Here is a 16,340-nt window from a genome sequence, read left to right as displayed (position 1 = left end):
GCCGTGCGGGGGAGGGGGAACCACACGTGTCAGGCCTTCGTGCCCGGCGCCTGGCCGCTCGCAGGGCCGAGCGCAGGCGTGCCGCCCGCCGCAGCGCGATGGTCGCGGCGGCGTCCGTCGTGGTCGCGGTGGGCACCGCGACCGGCATGCTGTCCGCGTTCGGCGACGAGGACGGCGGCAGTGCGGACGAGGCCCGTCCGGAAGTGACGTGGTCGCCGCGGCTGCAGTCCCTGCCCGTCCAACCGTCCCCGTCGTCGGCGACACCGTCCGCCTCCGCCTCGGCCTCCGCCCCGGTGAAGAAGGCGAGTCCCGGCCCTTCGCCGACGAAGAAGCCCGATACGTCCGAGAAGTCCGGGAAGGCCGAGAAGAAGGAGCCCCGGACGGCCCCGGGCCCGACCCGGCTCTACCGGCACCCCGAGTCCCAGGTCCTCGACTGGGTCCGGGCCCACCCCGACGACCCGCGCCAGGACCTCATCCAGTCCCGCATCGCCGATCACCCGGCCGCCGTGTGGTTCGCCGACTACACGCCCGGGACGATCACCTCCCGGGTCCGCGCCGTCACCTCGGGCGCTGCCGAGGCGGGCCGGGTGCCCGTGGTGGTGCCGTACGCGATACCCGACCGGGACTGCGGCGGCCATTCCCAGGGCGGGGCGCCCGACCTCGACGCGTACGACGACTGGATCGACCGCTTCGCCGCCGGGCTCGGCTCCGGTGACGTCATCGTCGTCCTGGAGCCCGACTCGGTGGCCCAGGCGGAGTGCATGTCCGCCGGTGAGCGCGCCGACCGCTTCGCCTCCCTGGCCCGCGCCGGCCGGGTCCTGAAGGACGCCAACCCCAACGCCCGGGTCTACTACGACGCGGGCCACTCCGGCTGGCACGCGCCCGCCAAGCAGGCGGGCTGGCTGAGGCAGGCCGGCGCCGCCTCGACAGACTCCTCCGACGGCATCTTCAGCAACGTCTCCAACTTCCACGTCACCGCCGACGAGGTCGCCTACGACCGCGCGGTCCTCGACGCCCTCGGCGGCCCCGCGAGCCTGGGCGCCGTCATCGACACCAGCCGCAACGGCAACGGCGCCCCCGCCGACGGCGAGTGGTGCGACCCGGCGGGCCGCACGCTCGGCCGCGCACCGACCCTGAGCACCGGCATGGGGCGCATCGACGCCTACCTGTGGGTCAAGCTGCCCGGGGAGTCGGACGGCTGCAAGGGGAAGCCGGGCACGTTCACGCCGTCCTACGCCTACGACTTGGCGCGCTGAACTCCGTCGTCACCGTCCTCCTCGACCTGCTCGTCGTACGACGACGTGCCCTCGTCCAGCAGCGGCGCCTGCGTCTTGAGGTGGGCCGGGGCGAAGACCCGCAGGGCGTGGTAGCCGGTGATGACGACGACGGTGCCGAGCGCGATGCCGCTGAGGGAGAAGGTGTCGGTGAACTCCATGCTGACGTTGCCGACGCCGATGATGATGCCCGCGGCGGCCGGCACCAGGTTCAGCGGATTGCGCAGGTCCACCTTGGCGTTGATCCAGATCTGCGCGCCGAGCAGCCCGATCATGCCGTAGAGGATGACCGTGATGCCGCCCAGCACACCGCCGGGGATCGCTGCCACGACCGCGCCGAACTTCGGGCAGAGGCCGAAGAGGAGGGCGAAGCCCGCGGCGGCCCAGTAGGCGGCCGTCGAGTAGACCCGGGTCGCGGCCATCACACCGATGTTCTCGGAGTACGTCGTGTTCGGCGGGCCGCCGACCGCGGTGGACAGCATCGAGCCGACGCCGTCCGCGGAGATCGCCGTGCCGAGCTTGTCGTCGAGGTTGTCGCCGGTCATCTCACCGACCGCCTTGACGTGCCCGGCGTTCTCCGCGACCAGCGCGATGACGACCGGCAGGGCGACCAGGATCGCCGACCACTCGAAGCTCGGTCCGTGGAAGGACGGCAGGCCGATCCAGTCGGCCTGGCCCACCGCGGAGAAGTCCAGCCGCCAGTGGTCGGTGAGCTTGCCGCTGCCGTCCACCGAGTGGATCTTGCCGAAGACCTGGTCGAGGACCCAGGAGAGCACGTAGCCGAAGACCAGCCCCAGGAAGATCGCGATCCGGGACCAGAAACCGCGCAGGCACACCACGGCCAGACCGGTGAACAGCATCACCAGCAGCGCCGTCCACTGGTCCTGCGGCCAGTAGGTGGACGCGGTGACGGGGGCCAGGTTGAAGCCGATCAGCATCACCACCGCGCCGGTGACGATCGGCGGCATCGCGGCGTGGATGATCCGTGCCCCGAACCGCTGCACGGCGAGACCCACCAGGAACAGCGCGGCGCCGACGACCAGCACCGCGCCGGTCACCGTGGCGCTCGTGCCGCCCTGCGCCCGGATCACCGCGGCGACGCCGACGAAGGAGAGCGAGCAGCCGAGGTAGCTGGGCACCCGGCCGCGGGTGGCGAGCAGGAAGATGACGGTCGCCACGCCCGACATCATGATCGCGAGGTTGGGGTCCAGGCCCATCAGGACCGGAGCCACGAAGGACGCCCCGAACATGGCCACCACGTGCTGGGCGCCGAGCCCGGCCGTGCGGGGCCACGAGAGCCGTTCGTCGGGGCGGACCACCGCTCCGGGTGCGGGCGTGCGCCCGTCACCGTGCAGCTTCCAGCGCACGCCGAGGTCCATGGTGAGGTTTCGCTTTCTCTGTACGTGATGACTGTCCGGACCATTGTCAGGGGTACCGGAGGGTCCCACGTCCCGCGCCCCCGCTGACCAGCACCTTCCCCCGGCCGTAGCTGCTGAGCGTCCGCTTAGGATGGAGGGGATCCGCCGTACGTGAGCACAGCCGAGCAGGACCAGGAGCCCACCCGTGACCGCCGAAGCCCCCGCCGCCCCCGCCCTCTCCTACGGCCGGCTCGTCCCGGTCACCGTCCACTTCGACGACCTGGACGCGCTCGGCCTGCTGCACAACGCCCGCTACCCGGTGCTGGCCGAGCGGGCCTGGGGCGAGCTGTGGACCGAGCACGGCTTCCGGTTCGAGGGCGACTGGGCGGCGGCCGGCGACGCCTGCAACGCGGTCAGGGAACTGACGATCACCTATGAGGCGCCGGTCACCCGGCCGGGCGCGTACGCCGTCCACCTCTGGCTGGACCGGCTCGGCACGACCGGGCTGACGTACGGCTTCCGCTTCTGCTCGGCGGACGGCACCACCACGTACGCCCACGGCACCCGGGTGCTGGTCCGGCTGGACTCCGAGACGCTGCGCCCGGCGCCGTGGAGCGACACCTTCAGGACTGCCGGTCGGGCACTGCTGCGCTCGACGGACTGATCTTCGGGCGCTCCCGGTCCCCGGCGCGCAGCACCTTCGCGAACACCACCAGGCAGCAGGCCAGCACCGTCACCAGACCGAACGACACCACCAGGCTGGTCGCCTGGGCCAGACCGCCGATCGCGCTCGGGGCGACCAGGCCGGAGGTGTACGTGATGGTGGCGACACCCGCGATGGCCAGACTGGGGTTGGAGCCGGCACGGCCGGCCGCGGCGAAGCACAGCGGGATGACGACGGCTATGCCGAGGCCCATCAGCGCGAAGCCGGTCATCGCCACCGCCGGGTGGCTCCCGAGGACGATGAGCAGACCGCCGAGGGTGGCCAGCACACCGCTCACCCGGACCGTGCGCACCGCGCCGAACCGGTCCACCACCCTGTCACCGGCGAACCGGGCCAGCGCCATGGTGAGCGTGAAGCCCGTCGTGCACGCCGCCGCCAGACCGGCCGAGGCCTCCAACTGGTCCCGGAGGTAGACCGCCGACCAGTCCAGGCTCGCACCCTCCGCGAACACCGCGCAGAACCCGACCGCGCCGATCAGCAGCGCCGACCGGGGCGGCAGCGCGAACCTCGGGGGCGGGTCCTCGTCCTCGGCGGGCTGGAGATCCAGCACCCAGGTGCAGGCCACCAGGCCCGCCACGGTCAGCACCGCGGCGGCGAGGGCGTGGTGCAGCCGGGCGTCCGAGCCCAGGTGGGCGGCGAGCGTGCCGGCCGCCGAGCCGATCAGGGCGCCCGCGCTCCACATGCCGTGCAGCCCGGACATGATCGACTTGTCGAGCCGGTTCTCGACCTCGACGCCGAGCGCGTTCATCGCCACGTCCGACATGCCCGCCGTGGCGCCGTAGACGAACAGGGCGAGGCAGAGGGTGAGCAGGTTCGGGGCGAGGGAGGGCAGGACGAGCGCCAGCGTCCACAGGGCCAGCAGACCGCGCAGCGCGGTGCGGGCGCCGAAGCGGTGGCTGACGCTGCCGGCCAGCGGCATGGCGACCGACGCGCCGATCGCCGGGAACGCGAGCGCCAGACCCAACTGGCCCGCGCTCACCCCGGCATGGTCCTGGATCCACGGCACGCGTGTCGCGAACGAGCCGGTGACGGCGCCGTGCACGGCGAACACGGCCGCCACGGCGTACCGGGCGCGCCTCACCGTGCGTTGCTCGTAGACCACTGCGCTCATTCTCTGGCCCCTCCGTCGGGTCTGCACCGGTTCGACTGCCTGGCGTCACGGCGCTCACCGCGCTCACTGCGCCCACCGCGCCGCGTAAACTATCAGGAACCCTGCCTGATAGATAGGGAATATGGGCGCGGGCCCCCGCGCCGCCGATCTGGAAGGATCCCGGCATGCCCGCATCCCCGAGCACCGCCCGGGCCATCAACGACCGGCTCGCCCTGCACCTGCTCCAGCAGGAGGGCCCGTTGACGGCAGGGCAGCTGAAGCAACTGACCGGCCTGTCCCGGCCCACCGTGGCCGACCTCGTCGAACGCCTCACCGCCTCCGGCCTGGTCGAGGTGGCGGGAGAGTCGGGCGAGCAGCGCCGGGGACCGAACGCCAAGCTGTACGGCATCGTCGCCGGACGCGCCCACCTCGCCGCCCTGGACGTACGCACCGAGGGCGTCGCCGTGCTGGTGTCCGACCTGCTCGGCCGGGTGCTCGCCGAGGCGTCCGTGCCGATCCGTGACGACACTGGGACGGGCCCCGCGGTGGAACAGGCGGTGGGCCTGGTCGAGCGCGCGGCGAAGGAGGCCGGGGCCGACCGGCTGCACAGCGTCGGCATCGGCGCGCCCGGCCTGATCGACCCGGCCAGTGGTGAGCTGCGCGACTCCACCGGGCTGCCCGAGTGGCACCGCCGGCTGGTGGCCGCGGTGCAGGAGAAGTTCCCCGAGGCGCGGATCGGCGTCGAGAACGAGACCAACCTCGCCGCCCTGGCCGAGCAGCGCGACGGGGCGGCCCGGGGCCGGGACACGTTCGTCCTGCTCTGGCTCGGCCTGGGCATCGGCGCCGCGGTCGTCCTCGACGGCACGCTGCGGCGGGGTGTCTCCGGCGGCGCGGGCGAGATCGGCTTCCTGCCGGTGCCGGGCACCCCGGGCCTGCCGTCGGCCACCGACTGCGACGGCGGCTTCCATTCCGTGGCCGGTGCGGCGGCGGTGACCGCCCTGGCGGCGCGGCACGGGGTGACGGCAGTGCCCGAGGGGCCCGAGCCGCACGCCGCCGCGCTGGTACGGGAGGCGGTACGCCGGGCGGATACGTCCCGGGGCCGGCACCCGGCCCCGGATCCGGCCGCGGAGCGGTTCCTCGACGAGCTCGCCGACCGGATCGCCCTCGGGGCCGCCGCCGTCGTCTCCGTCCTGGACCCCGGCTGCCTGGTGCTGGCCGGCGAGGTGGGCCGGGCCGGCGCCGACACGCTCGCCGCCCGCGTCCAGCACCGCCTCACCCGGATGTCACCGCTGGCCACCGAGGTGCGGCCCAGCACGCTGGGCGGCGGTGCCGTACTGCGCGGGGCACTGCTGACCGCCCGCGACCGCGCCCAGGACGAGCTGTTCGCCCCGCCGGAGCGGTAGCCGGCGGGGCGCTCGACGCCCCTTCCGTGGCGGTGGCGGTGGTGCCTCTGGGGTGGTACGGGCCGGCACCTTGGGTGGCCCGGCGGCGGGCAAGGGCCTTCGTCACCGCCGCCGGGCCGGTCTCGTCGGGGTCAGCAGGCGCCGAGGTCCTGCCAGACGCCCCACTCACCGGTGGTGCCGGGCTCCTCGCCCTTCGTCCACCACTTGGACTTCCACGAGTGCCCCTCGTGGGAGACCGTGACGCCGGCGCCGTACGCCGCGGCCGATTCCCAGGCCGGGGCCGCGCACTGCCCGGCGCCGTCCGTCGGACTCGGGCTCGGGCCGGGGCTCTCCGTGCCCGTGGGCGTCGGCGTGGGGGTCGGTGTCTGCGTTCCCGGGTCCACCACGGTCGTGCCCCGTGCGAGGTCGCCGGCCAGGGCGTACGCCGTGCCGCCGATCGTCACCGTCCAGTTCGACGGGGTCGACACCGGCAGGTAGTAGTTGAACGACAGGTCCACGGTCGCGCCCGGCGCCAGCGACTGCCACGCCGGCAGCTTCAGCGACACCCGGTGGAAGTCGCCCTTCAGGCCGCCCGCGTTGCCGCCCGTGTGGTCGCTGCTGATGACCTTGGTGCCGAAACCGGACTGGTCGGAGGCGTTCCCCGGGGCCGAGGTCGCGTAGTCGAACTGGAACTCGGTGCCGCCCGGCAGCGCGGTCTTCGTGTTGTTCGTGATCCGCAGCCTGGGAGTGATCGGGTAGTTGGAGTCACCCAGCTTGAAGTCCGTGAACTCCACGTCCACGTCCACGGCCTCCGTCGGCAGGTCCGCGTTCGACTTCTTCGCGCCGTACGGCGCGGCCGACTTGAACGTGTCGTACATCAGCGAGGTGAGCGTGTCGCCCGTCTCGTACTGGCCCTTGGCGGCGTTCCAGTCGTAGTCGCCGGCCAGCTCCCAGATCATGGTGCCGCCGATACCGCGGTCCACCACGTAGTCGGCCTTGGCCCCGACCGACTGCTCGTCCTCGGTGGAGAGGAAGACCTTCTTCTCGGCGTTCCACAGCCAGGGCGCGACCAGCGTCGGGTCGTACTTGCGGGCATAGGTGCCCGTCAGCTTCGTGTCCGCCGGGAAGCCGTAGTCGGTGACGTAGTCGCCGACGATGCCCTTCTCGAGGTTCTTGGCGTGCCACATCGGGTTGGAGCCCGCCGGGGACTCCATGCCGTTGGTATCGAGGTCGTGCCAGAGGTTGTCGATGCCGACGGCGCCGTCACCGCACTTGGTCAGGCCGGAGCCCGCCGGGCAGGAGGAGGCGGACGCCCTGCCCCACAGGCCGTCGGTTCCGCCCTGGACGTTCTTGTGGCCGCGGGTGTAGTACGGCAGGCCGATGTTGATGCGGCCGGCCGGCATGGAGCCGCGGAAGTAGTGGTAGGCCCAGTCGGTGTTGAGGTAGCCGATGCCGCCGTACTGGGCGCTGCCGTAGACGTTCGCGGCGGCGAGTTCGGAGTCCTTGCCGTCGTCGAAGAGGGAGGCGTTCGGGCCGACGTGCTCGTTCCAGGCGCCGTGCAGGTCGTAGGACATGATGTTGACGTAGTCCAGGTACTTCTGGACCTGGAAGGTCTCCATGCCGCGCAGCAGGTAGCCGGAGGAGGGCGCGGCGACGGAGAGGAGGTAGTGCCTGCCGTCCGCGGCGCCCGCGCGGTCGAGCCTCTCGCGCAGCGTCTTCATCAGGGCCGCGTAGCCCTTGACCAGCCCGGCCCGGCGGCCGTTCGCGAAGGACCAGTCGAGCGGGTTGCCCGCGTCCTTCATCGTCGTCGGGTACTCGTAGTCGATGTCGACGCCGTTGAAGCCGTACTTCCGCACGAAGTCGACCGCCGAGTCGGCGAAGGTGTCGATGCCGGCCTGGTTGACCGAGCCGTCGGCGTTGGTGGCCATCGAGTAGAAGCCGCCCGAGTCCACGCGCGTGCCGTCGTCGGCGAAGTAGCCGCCCGTCTCGGCCCAGCCGCCCACCGAGATCATCGTCTTGACGTCCGGGTGCTGCTTCTTGAACTTGTTCAGCTGGTTGAAGTGACCCTTGTAGGGGAGGTCCGGGCCCATCTCGGCGCCCTCGACCCCCGGCCACGTCATGCCGGTCGCGGGGTTCTTCGCGCTGTCCGGGCCGACGGAGAGCTTGTTGCCGCCGTCCACGTGCGCGAAGGCGTAGTTGATGTGGGTGATCTTGTCCCACGGGATGTCCGAGGCCAGATACGCCGGCTTGCCGTCCTTGCCGGTGCGCCAGCCCGTGAAGTAGCCGATCACCCGGCGCGGGTGGTCCGCGCCCATCTTCTCCCGGCCCGCCGAGTCGTAGGCCGAGCAGTAGGGGACATCGACGCCCGGGGTCCGGTAGAGCCCGTCGGGACGACAGGTCTCCTGGCCGGCGGCCTGCGAGGCGGTAGCCGGGAGGCCGGCCAGCAGGAGGCCGGCGACGGCGGCGGCCGCCGCGAACAGGGCCGGCCCCGCTCTGTGGCGGGTTCTGGAGCGTGACGGGGAAGGCACAGTCGGTTCCTCTCCACGGAAGTTGCGCAGACCCTAGAGAGGACTAGACCAGTGAGTCAATAGGTATGGACCAATCTCAACGCGGAGGGGCGGCACCCCGGTTGGGGGCGGCCGTGGCGCGACCGGGCCCGGGAGTGAGCACTCTGTGAGCCACTCCACACACTCCGTCCGCATGGACCGGGATCAGTCGTGGCACACTGGCCGTGTACCAGAAGCAGCGCACTCCGGGGTCGGTGAAAGTCCGAACCGGCGGTTACAGTCCGCGACCCGGTCGCCTCCAGCGACCGGTTGACCAGGTGAAATTCCTGGACCGACGGTTAAAGTCCGGATGGGAGGCAGTGCGCCGCGGGCGAGCACACGTGCGCGCCGCCGATCTCTGGGCCCGCCCGTCACGGGTGGGCCCGTCCGGCGTCGCTCCCGGTGCCCTCGCTCGCGATCTCTGTCGTTCTCGACAGCCCCGGAGTCCGTGCCCGAAGAGGCAGGAGGACCCGGGAAGTGTTCACCGGAATCGTCGAAGAGCTGGGCGAGATCACCGCCGTCGAGACACTCGACGACGCCTGTCGCTTCCGCGTGCGCGGCCCCGTGGTCACCGAAGGGGCACGGCACGGCGACTCCATCGCCGTCAACGGCGTCTGCCTCACGGTCGTCGACCACGAGGATGACGAGTTCACCGCGGACGTGATGGCCGAGACCCTGAACCGCTCCAGCCTCGGCGCCCTCACCACCGGCTCCCGCGTCAACCTGGAGCGCCCCACCGCCGTCGGCGCCCGCCTCGGCGGGCACATCGTGCAGGGCCACGTCGACGGCACCGGCGAGATCCTGGAGCGCAAGCCCTCCGAGCACTGGGAGCTCGTGAAGATCTCCCTCCCCGCCGACCTCACCCGCTACGTCGTGGAGAAGGGCTCCATCACCGTCGACGGCATCAGCCTCACCGTCGTCGACGCCGGCCCCGACTTCTTCACCGTCAGCCTCATCCCCACCACCCTCGCCCTGACCACGCTCGGCCTCAAGCAGCCCGGCGACCCGGTCAACCTCGAGGTGGACGTCATCGCCAAGTACGTCGAGCGGCTGCTCGGCACCCAGGGGGGCACCCGGTGAACTGGCTCAACTCCGAGGCGTTCACGCTCTTCGACCAGCACATCAAGTGGTCGGACATGATCGGCAACGTGATCGGTCTGCTCGGCCTCGCGCTCGGCTGGCGACGCTCCATCTGGACCTGGCCCGTGCAGTTCGTCTCCGGGCTCGTCCTCTTCACGGCCTTCGCCACCGCCCACCTCTCGGGCAGCGCGGGCAAGCAGATCGTCGTCATGGTCGTCGCCGCCTGGGGCTTCTGGCAGTGGAACCGCGGCCGGCAGCAGACCCAGGACGGCTCCATCGCCGTCCGGTTCGCCACCTGGCGCGAACGCGGCGCCCTGCTCGCCGCGGCCGCCGTCGGCACCCTCGCGGTCGGCGGCCTCTTCACCGCCTTCCCCACCCTGTCGTGGGACCCCTGGCCGGACGCGTACATCTTCGTCGGCACCGTCGTCGCCATGTACGCCCAGGCACGCGGCATGGTCGAGTTCTGGTTCGCCTGGCTGCTGGTCGACCTGGTCGGCGTCCCGCTGAACTTCGCCAACGGCTTCGCCTTCTCCGGCTTCGTCTACGTCATCTACGGCGCGCTCGTCCTGTGGGGCCTGCGCGACTGGTGGCTGCGCTCCCGCACTGCGGCGCGGCCCGTCCCGGAAGGAGCGCCGGCATGAGCACGGCACCGATCCTCTACAGCACCGACGGCGTCGACGACCTCGGCCTCGACCCCGTCGAGCAGGCGATCGCGGACATCGCCGCCGGACGCCCGGTCGTCGTCGTCGACGACGAGAACCGCGAGAACGAGGGGGACCTCGTCGTCGCCGCCGAGAAGGCGACCGAGGAGATCGTCGCCTTCATGATGAGCGAGTGCCGCGGCCTGATCTGCGCCCCCATGGAGGGCGACGAGCTGGACCGCCTCCAGCTCCCGCAGATGGTCGGCGACAACACCGAGTCGATGAAGACCGCGTTCACGGTCTCCGTCGACGCCACCGCCGCTCACGGTGTGAGCACCGGTATCTCCGCCTCCGACCGGGCCACCACCCTGCGGCTCCTCGCAAGCGGTGCCGCCGAGCCCGCCGACCTGGTCCGGCCCGGCCACGTCTTCCCGCTGCGCGCCCGCTCCGGCGGCGTGCTCGTGCGCAACGGCCACACCGAGGCCGCCGTCGACCTCGCCCGCCTCGCGGGGCTGCGCCCGGCCGGCGCCATCGTCGAGATCGCCGGCGAGGACGGGCGCATGCTCCGCCTGCCCGAGCTGATCCCGTTCGCCCGCAAGCACGGCCTGACGATCATCTCCATCGAGGACCTGATCGCCTACCGCCGCTCCGCCGAACCCACCGTCCGCCGCGAGGCCGAGGTCCACCTGCCCACCCGGCACGGCGAGTTCACGGCCTACGGCTACCGCTCCACCGTCGACGGCGTCGAACACGTCGCCCTCGTGCACGGCGAGATCGGCGACGGCACCGGCGTTCTGGTCCGCATCCACTCCGAGTGCCTCACCGGAGACGTCTTCGGCTCCCAGCGCTGCGACTGCGGCCCCCAGCTCGACGCCTCCCTGGACCGCATCCAGGCCGAGGGCCGCGGAGTCGTGGTCTACCTGCGCGGCCACGAGGGGCGCGGCATCGGCCTGATGTCCAAGCTGCGCGCCTACGAACTCCAGGAGCGCGGCCGGGACACCCTCGACGCCAACCTGGAACTCGGCCTGCCCGCCGACGCCCGCGACTACGGCGCCGGCGCGCAGATCCTCGCCGACCTCGGCGTCCGCGGCGTCCGCCTGATGACCAACAACCCGGACAAGAGCGACGCCCTCGAACGGCACGGCATCCAGGTCACCGGCCGCGAGCCGATGCCCGTCCAGGCCGGCGAGCACAACCTCCGCTACCTGCGCACCAAGCGGGACCGGATGGGACACGACCTGCCCTGGCTGGACGCGACGCCCGTGTCCACCTGCGGCAACCAGTAGACGCAGTAGACCCAGCAAACCCAGCAAGCCCCGTAGACAAGGGATCCGAGGAGAGACGTGAGCGGCAAGGGTGCACCGGAGCTGTCCGTACGCAATGTGGGGGACCTGAGGGTCGCCGTCATCGCGGCACAGTGGCACGACAAGGTGATGGACGGACTCGTGGACGGCGCTCTGCGCGCCCTGCACGAGCTGGGCATCGACGAGCCGACCCTGCTCCGGGTCCCCGGCAGCTTCGAGCTCCCGGTGGTCGCCAAGGTCCTCGCGGGCCGCGGCTACGACGCGATCGTCGCCCTCGGTGTCGTCATCCACGGCGGCACCCCTCACTTCGACTACGTGTGCCAGGGAGTGACCCAGGGCCTCACCCAGGTCTCGGTCGACACCGGTGTCCCCATCGGCTTCGGCGTGCTCACCTGCGACACCGAGGAGCAGGCCCTGGACCGGGCCGGCATCGAGGGTTCCAGTGAGGACAAGGGCCACGAGGCGGTGACCGCGGCCGTCGCCACGGCGGCCACGCTCCGCTCGGTATCCGAACCGTGGCGTTAGCCCGCCCGGCACTACGCGTAAAGTGGGCGCCACCATGTCCAAGAAGACTTTCGAGGAGCTCTTCACCGAGCTCCAGCACAAGGCCGCCAACGGCGACCCCGCCACCTCCCGCACCGCCGAGCTGGTCGACAAGGGCGTCCATGCCATCGGCAAGAAGGTCGTAGAGGAGGCCGCCGAGGTCTGGATGGCCGCCGAGTACGAGGGCAAGGAGGCGGCGGCCGAGGAGATCTCCCAGCTGCTGTACCACGTCCAGGTGATGATGGTCGCCCGCGGGATCTCCCTGGACGACGTCTACGCCCACCTGTAAAGCCCAGCCCCTTTTTCTCACCCCTTCACACAAAGGAAGCCGACCTCATGCTGCGCATCGCCGTCCCCAACAAGGGTTCCCTGTCAGGCCCCGCGGGGGAGATGCTGCATGAGGCCGGCTACCAGCAGCGCCGCGAGTCCAAGGAACTGCGGATCGTCGACCCGACGAACGAGGTCGAGTTCTTCTACCTCCGCCCCCGCGACATCGCGATCTACGTCTCCTCCGGCAAGCTCGACATCGGCATCACCGGCCGCGACCTGCTGATCGACTCCGGCGCCGACGCCGAGGAGATCCTCCCGCTCGGCTTCGCCCGCTCCACCTTCCGCTTCGCCGCCAAGCCGGGCACCGCGAACGGCATCGAGGACCTGGGGGGCCGGACCGTCGCCACCTCCTACGAGGGCATCGTCGCGGCGCACCTGGCCGACCGGGGCGTCGACGCCTCCGTCGTCCACCTCGACGGCGCCGTCGAGACCGCCATCGAGCTCGGCGTCGCCGAGGTCATCGCGGACGTCGTCGAGACCGGGACCTCCCTGCGCAACGCGGGTCTGGAGGTCTTCGGCGAGCCCATCATGAAGTCCGAGGCCATCGTGATCCGCCGCTCCGGCGCGGACGCGGAGGAACCCAAGGTGCAGCAGTTCCTGCGCCGCCTCCAGGGTGTCCTGGTGGCCCGGACGTACGTGATGATGGACTACGACTGCCGTGTGGAGCAGTTGGAGAAGGCCGTCGCGCTCACGCCCGGCCTGGAGTCCCCGACCGTCTCCCCGCTGCACAACGAGGGCTGGGTCGCCGTCCGGGCGATGGTCCCGGCCAAGGAGGCCCAGCGGATCATGGACGATCTGTACGAGATCGGCGCGCGGGCCATCCTGACCACCGCCATCCACGCCTGCCGTCTCTGATCTCTGAGCACGACCCGGAGCGACGCCATGCCCGACACCACGCCGGACGCCACACCGGACCTGCCCGCACTGCCCGTGACCTTCCGGCCGGGCCGCACCCGGGTGGTCCTGTCCGTCCTCGCCGCCGGCACGTTCGTGACCATCTCGGCGGTCGGGATGCTGTTGGGCGGCCTCGGCACGGGGGAGCGCCTCAGCTTCGTGCTGACGGCCCTCCTCCTCGCCGGGGTCCTGCTCCTGCTGGCCCGGCCCCGGGTCACCGCCGACGAGGAGGGCGTCACCGTCGTCAACCTCACCACCAAGCGGCGCCTCGCCTGGGCCGAGGTTCTCCGGGTCAACCTCCGGCAGGGCGACCCCTGGGCCTTCCTGGACCTCAGTGACGGCACCAGCCTGCCCGCGCTCGGGATCCAGCCGGGCATCGCCCGGCAGCGCGCCATCCAGGACGCGCGCGCTCTGCGCGCGCTCGTCGAGGCCCGTTCCGCCGCCGCCCCCGAGGCGCCCCGCGCCTGACGCGGGTGCGGCGACCCTGCCGCGGGCACCCTCCTGGTGATTAATCTGGGAACGAGGACGCGGCCGTCGCGTCCTCGCCCCCGTCGCTCCGCCCGGTGCGCGGGGGTTCCCGCTACCCGAGGAGTGACTCCCTCCGGCGATGGACGGACCGTCCTGCAGTACCTGCGCCGCCCCCTGCCGTGACACCCCGCAGGCGGCGGCATCATGACCCTCCCCCTGCTGCTCCTGGCAGCCGCGTTCCTGCTGATTCTCGCCAACGGGTTCTTCGTCGCCGCCGAGTTCGGTCTGGTGACCGTCGAACGGCCGGACGCCGAGCGGGCCGCCGCCGACGGCGACCGGCGTGCCCGCCGGGTCGTCGAGTCCCTCAAGGAGCTGTCCTTCCAGCTCTCCGGCACCCAGCTCGGCATCACCATCACCTCCCTCGTGGTCGGCATGCTCGCCGAACCGGCGCTCGCCCAGCTCCTGGACGGCCCGTTCACGGCGACCGGCATCCCCGACGGCGCGGTCCCCGGTGTCTGTGTCGTCGTGGGCATGCTGCTGGCCTCGGCGGTGCAGATGGTGATCGGCGAGCTCGTGCCCAAGAACTGGGCGGTGTCCAGGCCCCTGCAGGTCGCGCGCTTCGTCGCGGGCCCGCAGCACGCCTTCGCCCGGTTGTTCCACCCGGTGATCGCCGCGCTGAACGCCGTGGCCAACCGCCTCGTCCGCGCTCTCGGCATCGAACCCACCGAAGAACTGGCCTCCGCCCGCACCCCCGGCGAACTGGTCTTTCTGGCCCGGCATTCCGCCCGGGCCGGCGCCCTGGAACAGGACACCGCCGACCTCTTCGTGCGGACCCTGTCGCTGGGCGGGCTGACCGCGCAGCACGTCATGACCCCGCGCGTGAAGGTCAGCGCACTGCACTCCTCGGCCACCGCCCAGGACGTCGTCAACCTGACCCGCGCCACCGGCCTGTCCCGCTTCCCCGTCTACCGGGAGAAGATCGACGAGATCGTCGGCATCGTCCACCTCAAGGACGCCCTCGCGGTCCCCGCGCACGACCGGCTGCGGACCTCCGCCGGCCGGATCGCCCGTCCGGCACTGCTCGTCCCCGAGACACTGCCCGTCCGGCCGCTGCTCACCCGCCTGCGCAGCGAGCAGCCCATCGCGGTCGTCGTCGACGAGTACGGCGGCACGGCGGGCGTCGTCACCCTGGAGGACATCGTCGAGGAGATCGTCGGCGAGGTCCGCGACGAGCACGACGGCCTGGACCTTCCCGAACTGGCCCCCGCCCCGCCCGAGGAGGGCAGGCCCGCCTGGGACGTCGACGGCAGCTGCCGCGTCGACGCCCTGCTGCGCATCGGCCTCCGGACGCCCGAGGGGCCGTACGAGACCGTCGCCGGGCTCGTCGCCGACCTGCTCGGCCGCATCCCCGCCGTCGGCGACCGGGCGGAACTGCCCGGCTGGCGGCTCTCCGTCCGCCAGGTCGGCCACTACCGCGCCGAGCGCATACGCCTGGTGCGGACGGCGCCCGTGCCGGAGGCCACCCGATGAGCGTCCTGCAACTCCTCTTCGCCGCGCTGCTCGTGCTGGCCAACGGCTTCTTCGTCGGCGCCGAGTTCGCACTCGTCTCGGTGCGCCGCAGCCAGATCGAACCGCTCGGCACCGCCCGGGCCCGGCAGGTGCTGTACGGACTGGAGCGGCTTCCGCAGATGATGGCCGCGGCCCAGTTCGGCATCACCGTCTGCTCGCTGACGCTCGGCGCGGTCGCCGAGCCGACGGTCGCCCGTCTGCTGGAGCCGGTCTTCGCGTGGATGCACCTGCCGCACGGCGTCATCCACCCCCTCGGCTACGTGATCGCGCTGGCCGCCGTGGTCTTCTGCCACCTCGTCATCGGCGAGATGGTCCCGAAGAACCTCGCGATGGCCGCCCCCGAGAAGGCCGCGCTGTGGCTGAGCCCCGGCCTGGTCGCCTTCGCCCGCCTCTGCAGGCCGGTCACCGCCGCGCTCGGCGCCTGCGCCCAGGGCGTCCTGCGGCTGTTCCACGTCGAACCCAAGGACGAGGTGGAGGCCGTCTTCACCAGCGAGCAGCTCAACCGGCTGGTGGAGGACGCCGGTCAGGCGGGTCTGCTCGACCCGGAGGAGCAGGAACGCCTGGAGGACGCCCTGGAACTGGGCTCCCGCCCGGTCACCGACGTGCTCCTCGGGCGCGAGTCCCTGATCACGGTCAGCCCCTCGGTCACACCGGGCGAGGTCGTCGGGCTCACGGCCCGCACCGGGTACTCGCGCTTCCCGGTCGCGGCGGGGGAGGGGGCGTTCATGGGGTACCTCCACGTCAAGGACGTCCTCGACCTGGAGGAATCCGACCGGGCCGTCCCGCAGCACCTCTGGCGCCCGATGACGACTCTGCGCCCTGAACTCCCGCTCTCCGACGCCCTCACCGTGATGCGCCGGGCAGCGACCCACCTGGCCCAGGTCGCGGACGCGTCCGGAAAGGTGCTGGGACTGGCCGCCCTGGAGGACGTACTGGAGCTGCTGGTGGGCGAGGTGAAGGACCCGGCCCACAGAGAGGTGACGCTGGCGACGTAGGGGGTGTCGTTTGGATCAGGTCGGCTCCGGGAAGCGGCGCCTTGCAATCGGACCCCGCGACCCCGGCAAGATCCGAACGACACCCCCTAACCCCGGCCGCGCCCACCCGCCGGCGCGGCGAGCGGACCCTCCGGGGCGCCGG

At 72.0% G+C, this 16,340-nt stretch carries 15 protein-coding genes and 1 riboswitch; of the genes, 12 read left to right on the top strand and 3 right to left on the bottom strand.

Going from position 1 to position 16,340, the window contains the following annotated elements:
* The first annotated feature begins 98 nt into the window (after positions 1 to 98).
* Complete coding sequence (locus ACP4J0_RS22435) at positions 99 to 1,256, top strand: glycoside hydrolase family 6 protein (RefSeq protein WP_426600477.1); 1,158 nt, start codon at positions 99 to 101, stop codon at positions 1,254 to 1,256.
* Here ACP4J0_RS22435 and ACP4J0_RS22430 read toward each other — a convergent pair.
* Positions 1,238 to 2,653, bottom strand: coding sequence for a uracil-xanthine permease family protein (locus tag ACP4J0_RS22430; RefSeq protein ID WP_426600450.1), 1,416 nt, complete (start codon positions 2,651 to 2,653; stop codon positions 1,238 to 1,240). The genes ACP4J0_RS22435 and ACP4J0_RS22430 overlap by 19 nt on opposite strands.
* A 184-nt stretch (positions 2,654 to 2,837) precedes the next feature.
* On the opposite strand from ACP4J0_RS22430, the gene ACP4J0_RS22425 reads away from it, so the two are divergent.
* Positions 2,838 to 3,296: an acyl-CoA thioesterase gene (locus ACP4J0_RS22425; protein ID WP_426600449.1), complete on the top strand. Its 459-nt coding sequence runs from the start codon at positions 2,838 to 2,840 to the stop codon at positions 3,294 to 3,296.
* Here the strand turns inward: ACP4J0_RS22425 and ACP4J0_RS22420 are convergent.
* On the bottom strand, positions 3,256 to 4,467 hold the full coding sequence (locus tag ACP4J0_RS22420; RefSeq protein WP_426600448.1) for an MFS transporter: 1,212 nt from the start codon (positions 4,465 to 4,467) through the stop codon (positions 3,256 to 3,258). The two genes, ACP4J0_RS22425 and ACP4J0_RS22420, sit on opposite strands and share 41 nt — an antisense overlap.
* 164 nt (positions 4,468 to 4,631) lie before the next feature.
* Here ACP4J0_RS22420 and ACP4J0_RS22415 point away from each other — a divergent pair, with 164 nt between their 5' ends.
* Positions 4,632 to 5,849 carry an ROK family transcriptional regulator gene (locus ACP4J0_RS22415; protein WP_426600447.1) on the top strand — a complete coding sequence of 406 codons (1,218 nt, stop codon included), beginning with the start codon at positions 4,632 to 4,634 and terminating at the stop codon, positions 5,847 to 5,849.
* Positions 5,850 to 5,980: 131 nt separating this feature from the next.
* On the opposite strand, the gene ACP4J0_RS22410 is transcribed toward ACP4J0_RS22415, so the two are convergent.
* Positions 5,981 to 8,356, bottom strand: a complete 2,376-nt coding sequence (locus ACP4J0_RS22410; RefSeq protein ID WP_426600446.1) for a chitinase C-terminal domain-containing protein — start codon at positions 8,354 to 8,356, stop codon at positions 5,981 to 5,983.
* A gap of 215 nt (positions 8,357 to 8,571) precedes the next feature.
* Positions 8,572 to 8,702, top strand: a riboswitch (FMN riboswitch).
* 149 nt (positions 8,703 to 8,851) lie between these two features.
* On the opposite strand from ACP4J0_RS22410, the gene ACP4J0_RS22405 reads away from it, so the two are divergent.
* From ACP4J0_RS22405 to ACP4J0_RS22365, 9 genes are all read left to right on the top strand, one after another.
* Positions 8,852 to 9,454: a riboflavin synthase gene (locus ACP4J0_RS22405; RefSeq protein WP_426600445.1), complete on the top strand. Its 603-nt coding sequence runs from the start codon at positions 8,852 to 8,854 to the stop codon at positions 9,452 to 9,454.
* Positions 9,451 to 10,095, top strand: coding sequence for a nicotinamide mononucleotide transporter family protein (locus ACP4J0_RS22400; RefSeq protein ID WP_361730428.1), 645 nt, complete (start codon positions 9,451 to 9,453; stop codon positions 10,093 to 10,095). Before ACP4J0_RS22405 ends, ACP4J0_RS22400 begins: the two co-directional genes overlap by 4 nt.
* A complete protein-coding gene (locus ACP4J0_RS22395; protein ID WP_426600444.1) occupies positions 10,092 to 11,381 on the top strand; it encodes a bifunctional 3,4-dihydroxy-2-butanone-4-phosphate synthase/GTP cyclohydrolase II in 1,290 nt (429 codons plus the stop codon). The genes ACP4J0_RS22400 and ACP4J0_RS22395 overlap by 4 nt, the downstream gene beginning before the upstream one ends.
* 57 nt (positions 11,382 to 11,438) lie before the next feature.
* A complete protein-coding gene (gene ribH / locus ACP4J0_RS22390; RefSeq protein WP_426600443.1) occupies positions 11,439 to 11,924 on the top strand; it encodes a 6,7-dimethyl-8-ribityllumazine synthase in 486 nt (161 codons plus the stop codon).
* Positions 11,925 to 11,958: 34 nt separating this feature from the next.
* Positions 11,959 to 12,231, top strand: coding sequence for a phosphoribosyl-ATP diphosphatase (locus ACP4J0_RS22385; protein WP_030951748.1), 273 nt, complete (start codon positions 11,959 to 11,961; stop codon positions 12,229 to 12,231).
* Between the two features lie 47 nt (positions 12,232 to 12,278).
* Positions 12,279 to 13,127 (top strand): ATP phosphoribosyltransferase, encoded by an 849-nt coding sequence (gene hisG / locus ACP4J0_RS22380; RefSeq protein WP_426600442.1) that lies wholly within the window; start codon positions 12,279 to 12,281, stop codon positions 13,125 to 13,127.
* A gap of 27 nt (positions 13,128 to 13,154) precedes the next feature.
* A complete protein-coding gene (locus ACP4J0_RS22375; RefSeq protein WP_426600441.1) occupies positions 13,155 to 13,634 on the top strand; it encodes a PH domain-containing protein in 480 nt (159 codons plus the stop codon).
* Between the two features lie 204 nt (positions 13,635 to 13,838).
* A complete protein-coding gene (locus ACP4J0_RS22370) occupies positions 13,839 to 15,164 on the top strand; it encodes a hemolysin family protein (RefSeq protein ID WP_426600440.1) in 1,326 nt (441 codons plus the stop codon).
* Complete coding sequence (locus tag ACP4J0_RS22365) at positions 15,161 to 16,198, top strand: hemolysin family protein (RefSeq protein WP_426600439.1); 1,038 nt, start codon at positions 15,161 to 15,163, stop codon at positions 16,196 to 16,198. The genes ACP4J0_RS22370 and ACP4J0_RS22365 overlap by 4 nt, the downstream gene beginning before the upstream one ends.
* The last annotated feature ends 142 nt before the right edge of the window (positions 16,199 to 16,340 follow it).

It is taken from the genome of Streptomyces sp. WG7 (assembly GCF_049975785.1).
GTDB lineage: Bacteria > Actinomycetota > Actinomycetes > Streptomycetales > Streptomycetaceae > Streptomyces.
The sequence above is the reverse complement of the archived record's forward strand: the minus strand, read 5'-3'. Positions and strand labels throughout refer to the sequence as shown.

Excerpts from the sequence above, each read along its gene's own strand:
- ACP4J0_RS22435 (WP_426600477.1), top strand. The coding sequence starts at position 99 with ATGGTCGCGGCGGCGTCCGTCGTGGTCGCGGTGGGCACCGCGACCGGC.
- ACP4J0_RS22370 (WP_426600440.1), top strand. The coding sequence starts at position 13,839 with ATGACCCTCCCCCTGCTGCTCCTGGCAGCCGCGTTCCTGCTGATTCTC.
- hisG (WP_426600442.1), top strand. The coding sequence starts at position 12,279 with ATGCTGCGCATCGCCGTCCCCAACAAGGGTTCCCTGTCAGGCCCCGCG.
- ACP4J0_RS22415 (WP_426600447.1), top strand. The coding sequence starts at position 4,632 with ATGCCCGCATCCCCGAGCACCGCCCGGGCCATCAACGACCGGCTCGCC.
- ACP4J0_RS22430 (WP_426600450.1), bottom strand. The coding sequence starts at position 2,653 with ATGGACCTCGGCGTGCGCTGGAAGCTGCACGGTGACGGGCGCACGCCC.
- ACP4J0_RS22375 (WP_426600441.1), top strand. The coding sequence starts at position 13,155 with ATGCCCGACACCACGCCGGACGCCACACCGGACCTGCCCGCACTGCCC.
- ACP4J0_RS22395 (WP_426600444.1), top strand. The coding sequence starts at position 10,092 with ATGAGCACGGCACCGATCCTCTACAGCACCGACGGCGTCGACGACCTC.
- ACP4J0_RS22365 (WP_426600439.1), top strand. The coding sequence starts at position 15,161 with ATGAGCGTCCTGCAACTCCTCTTCGCCGCGCTGCTCGTGCTGGCCAAC.
- ACP4J0_RS22420 (WP_426600448.1), bottom strand. The coding sequence starts at position 4,467 with ATGAGCGCAGTGGTCTACGAGCAACGCACGGTGAGGCGCGCCCGGTAC.
- ACP4J0_RS22385 (WP_030951748.1), top strand. The coding sequence starts at position 11,959 with ATGTCCAAGAAGACTTTCGAGGAGCTCTTCACCGAGCTCCAGCACAAG.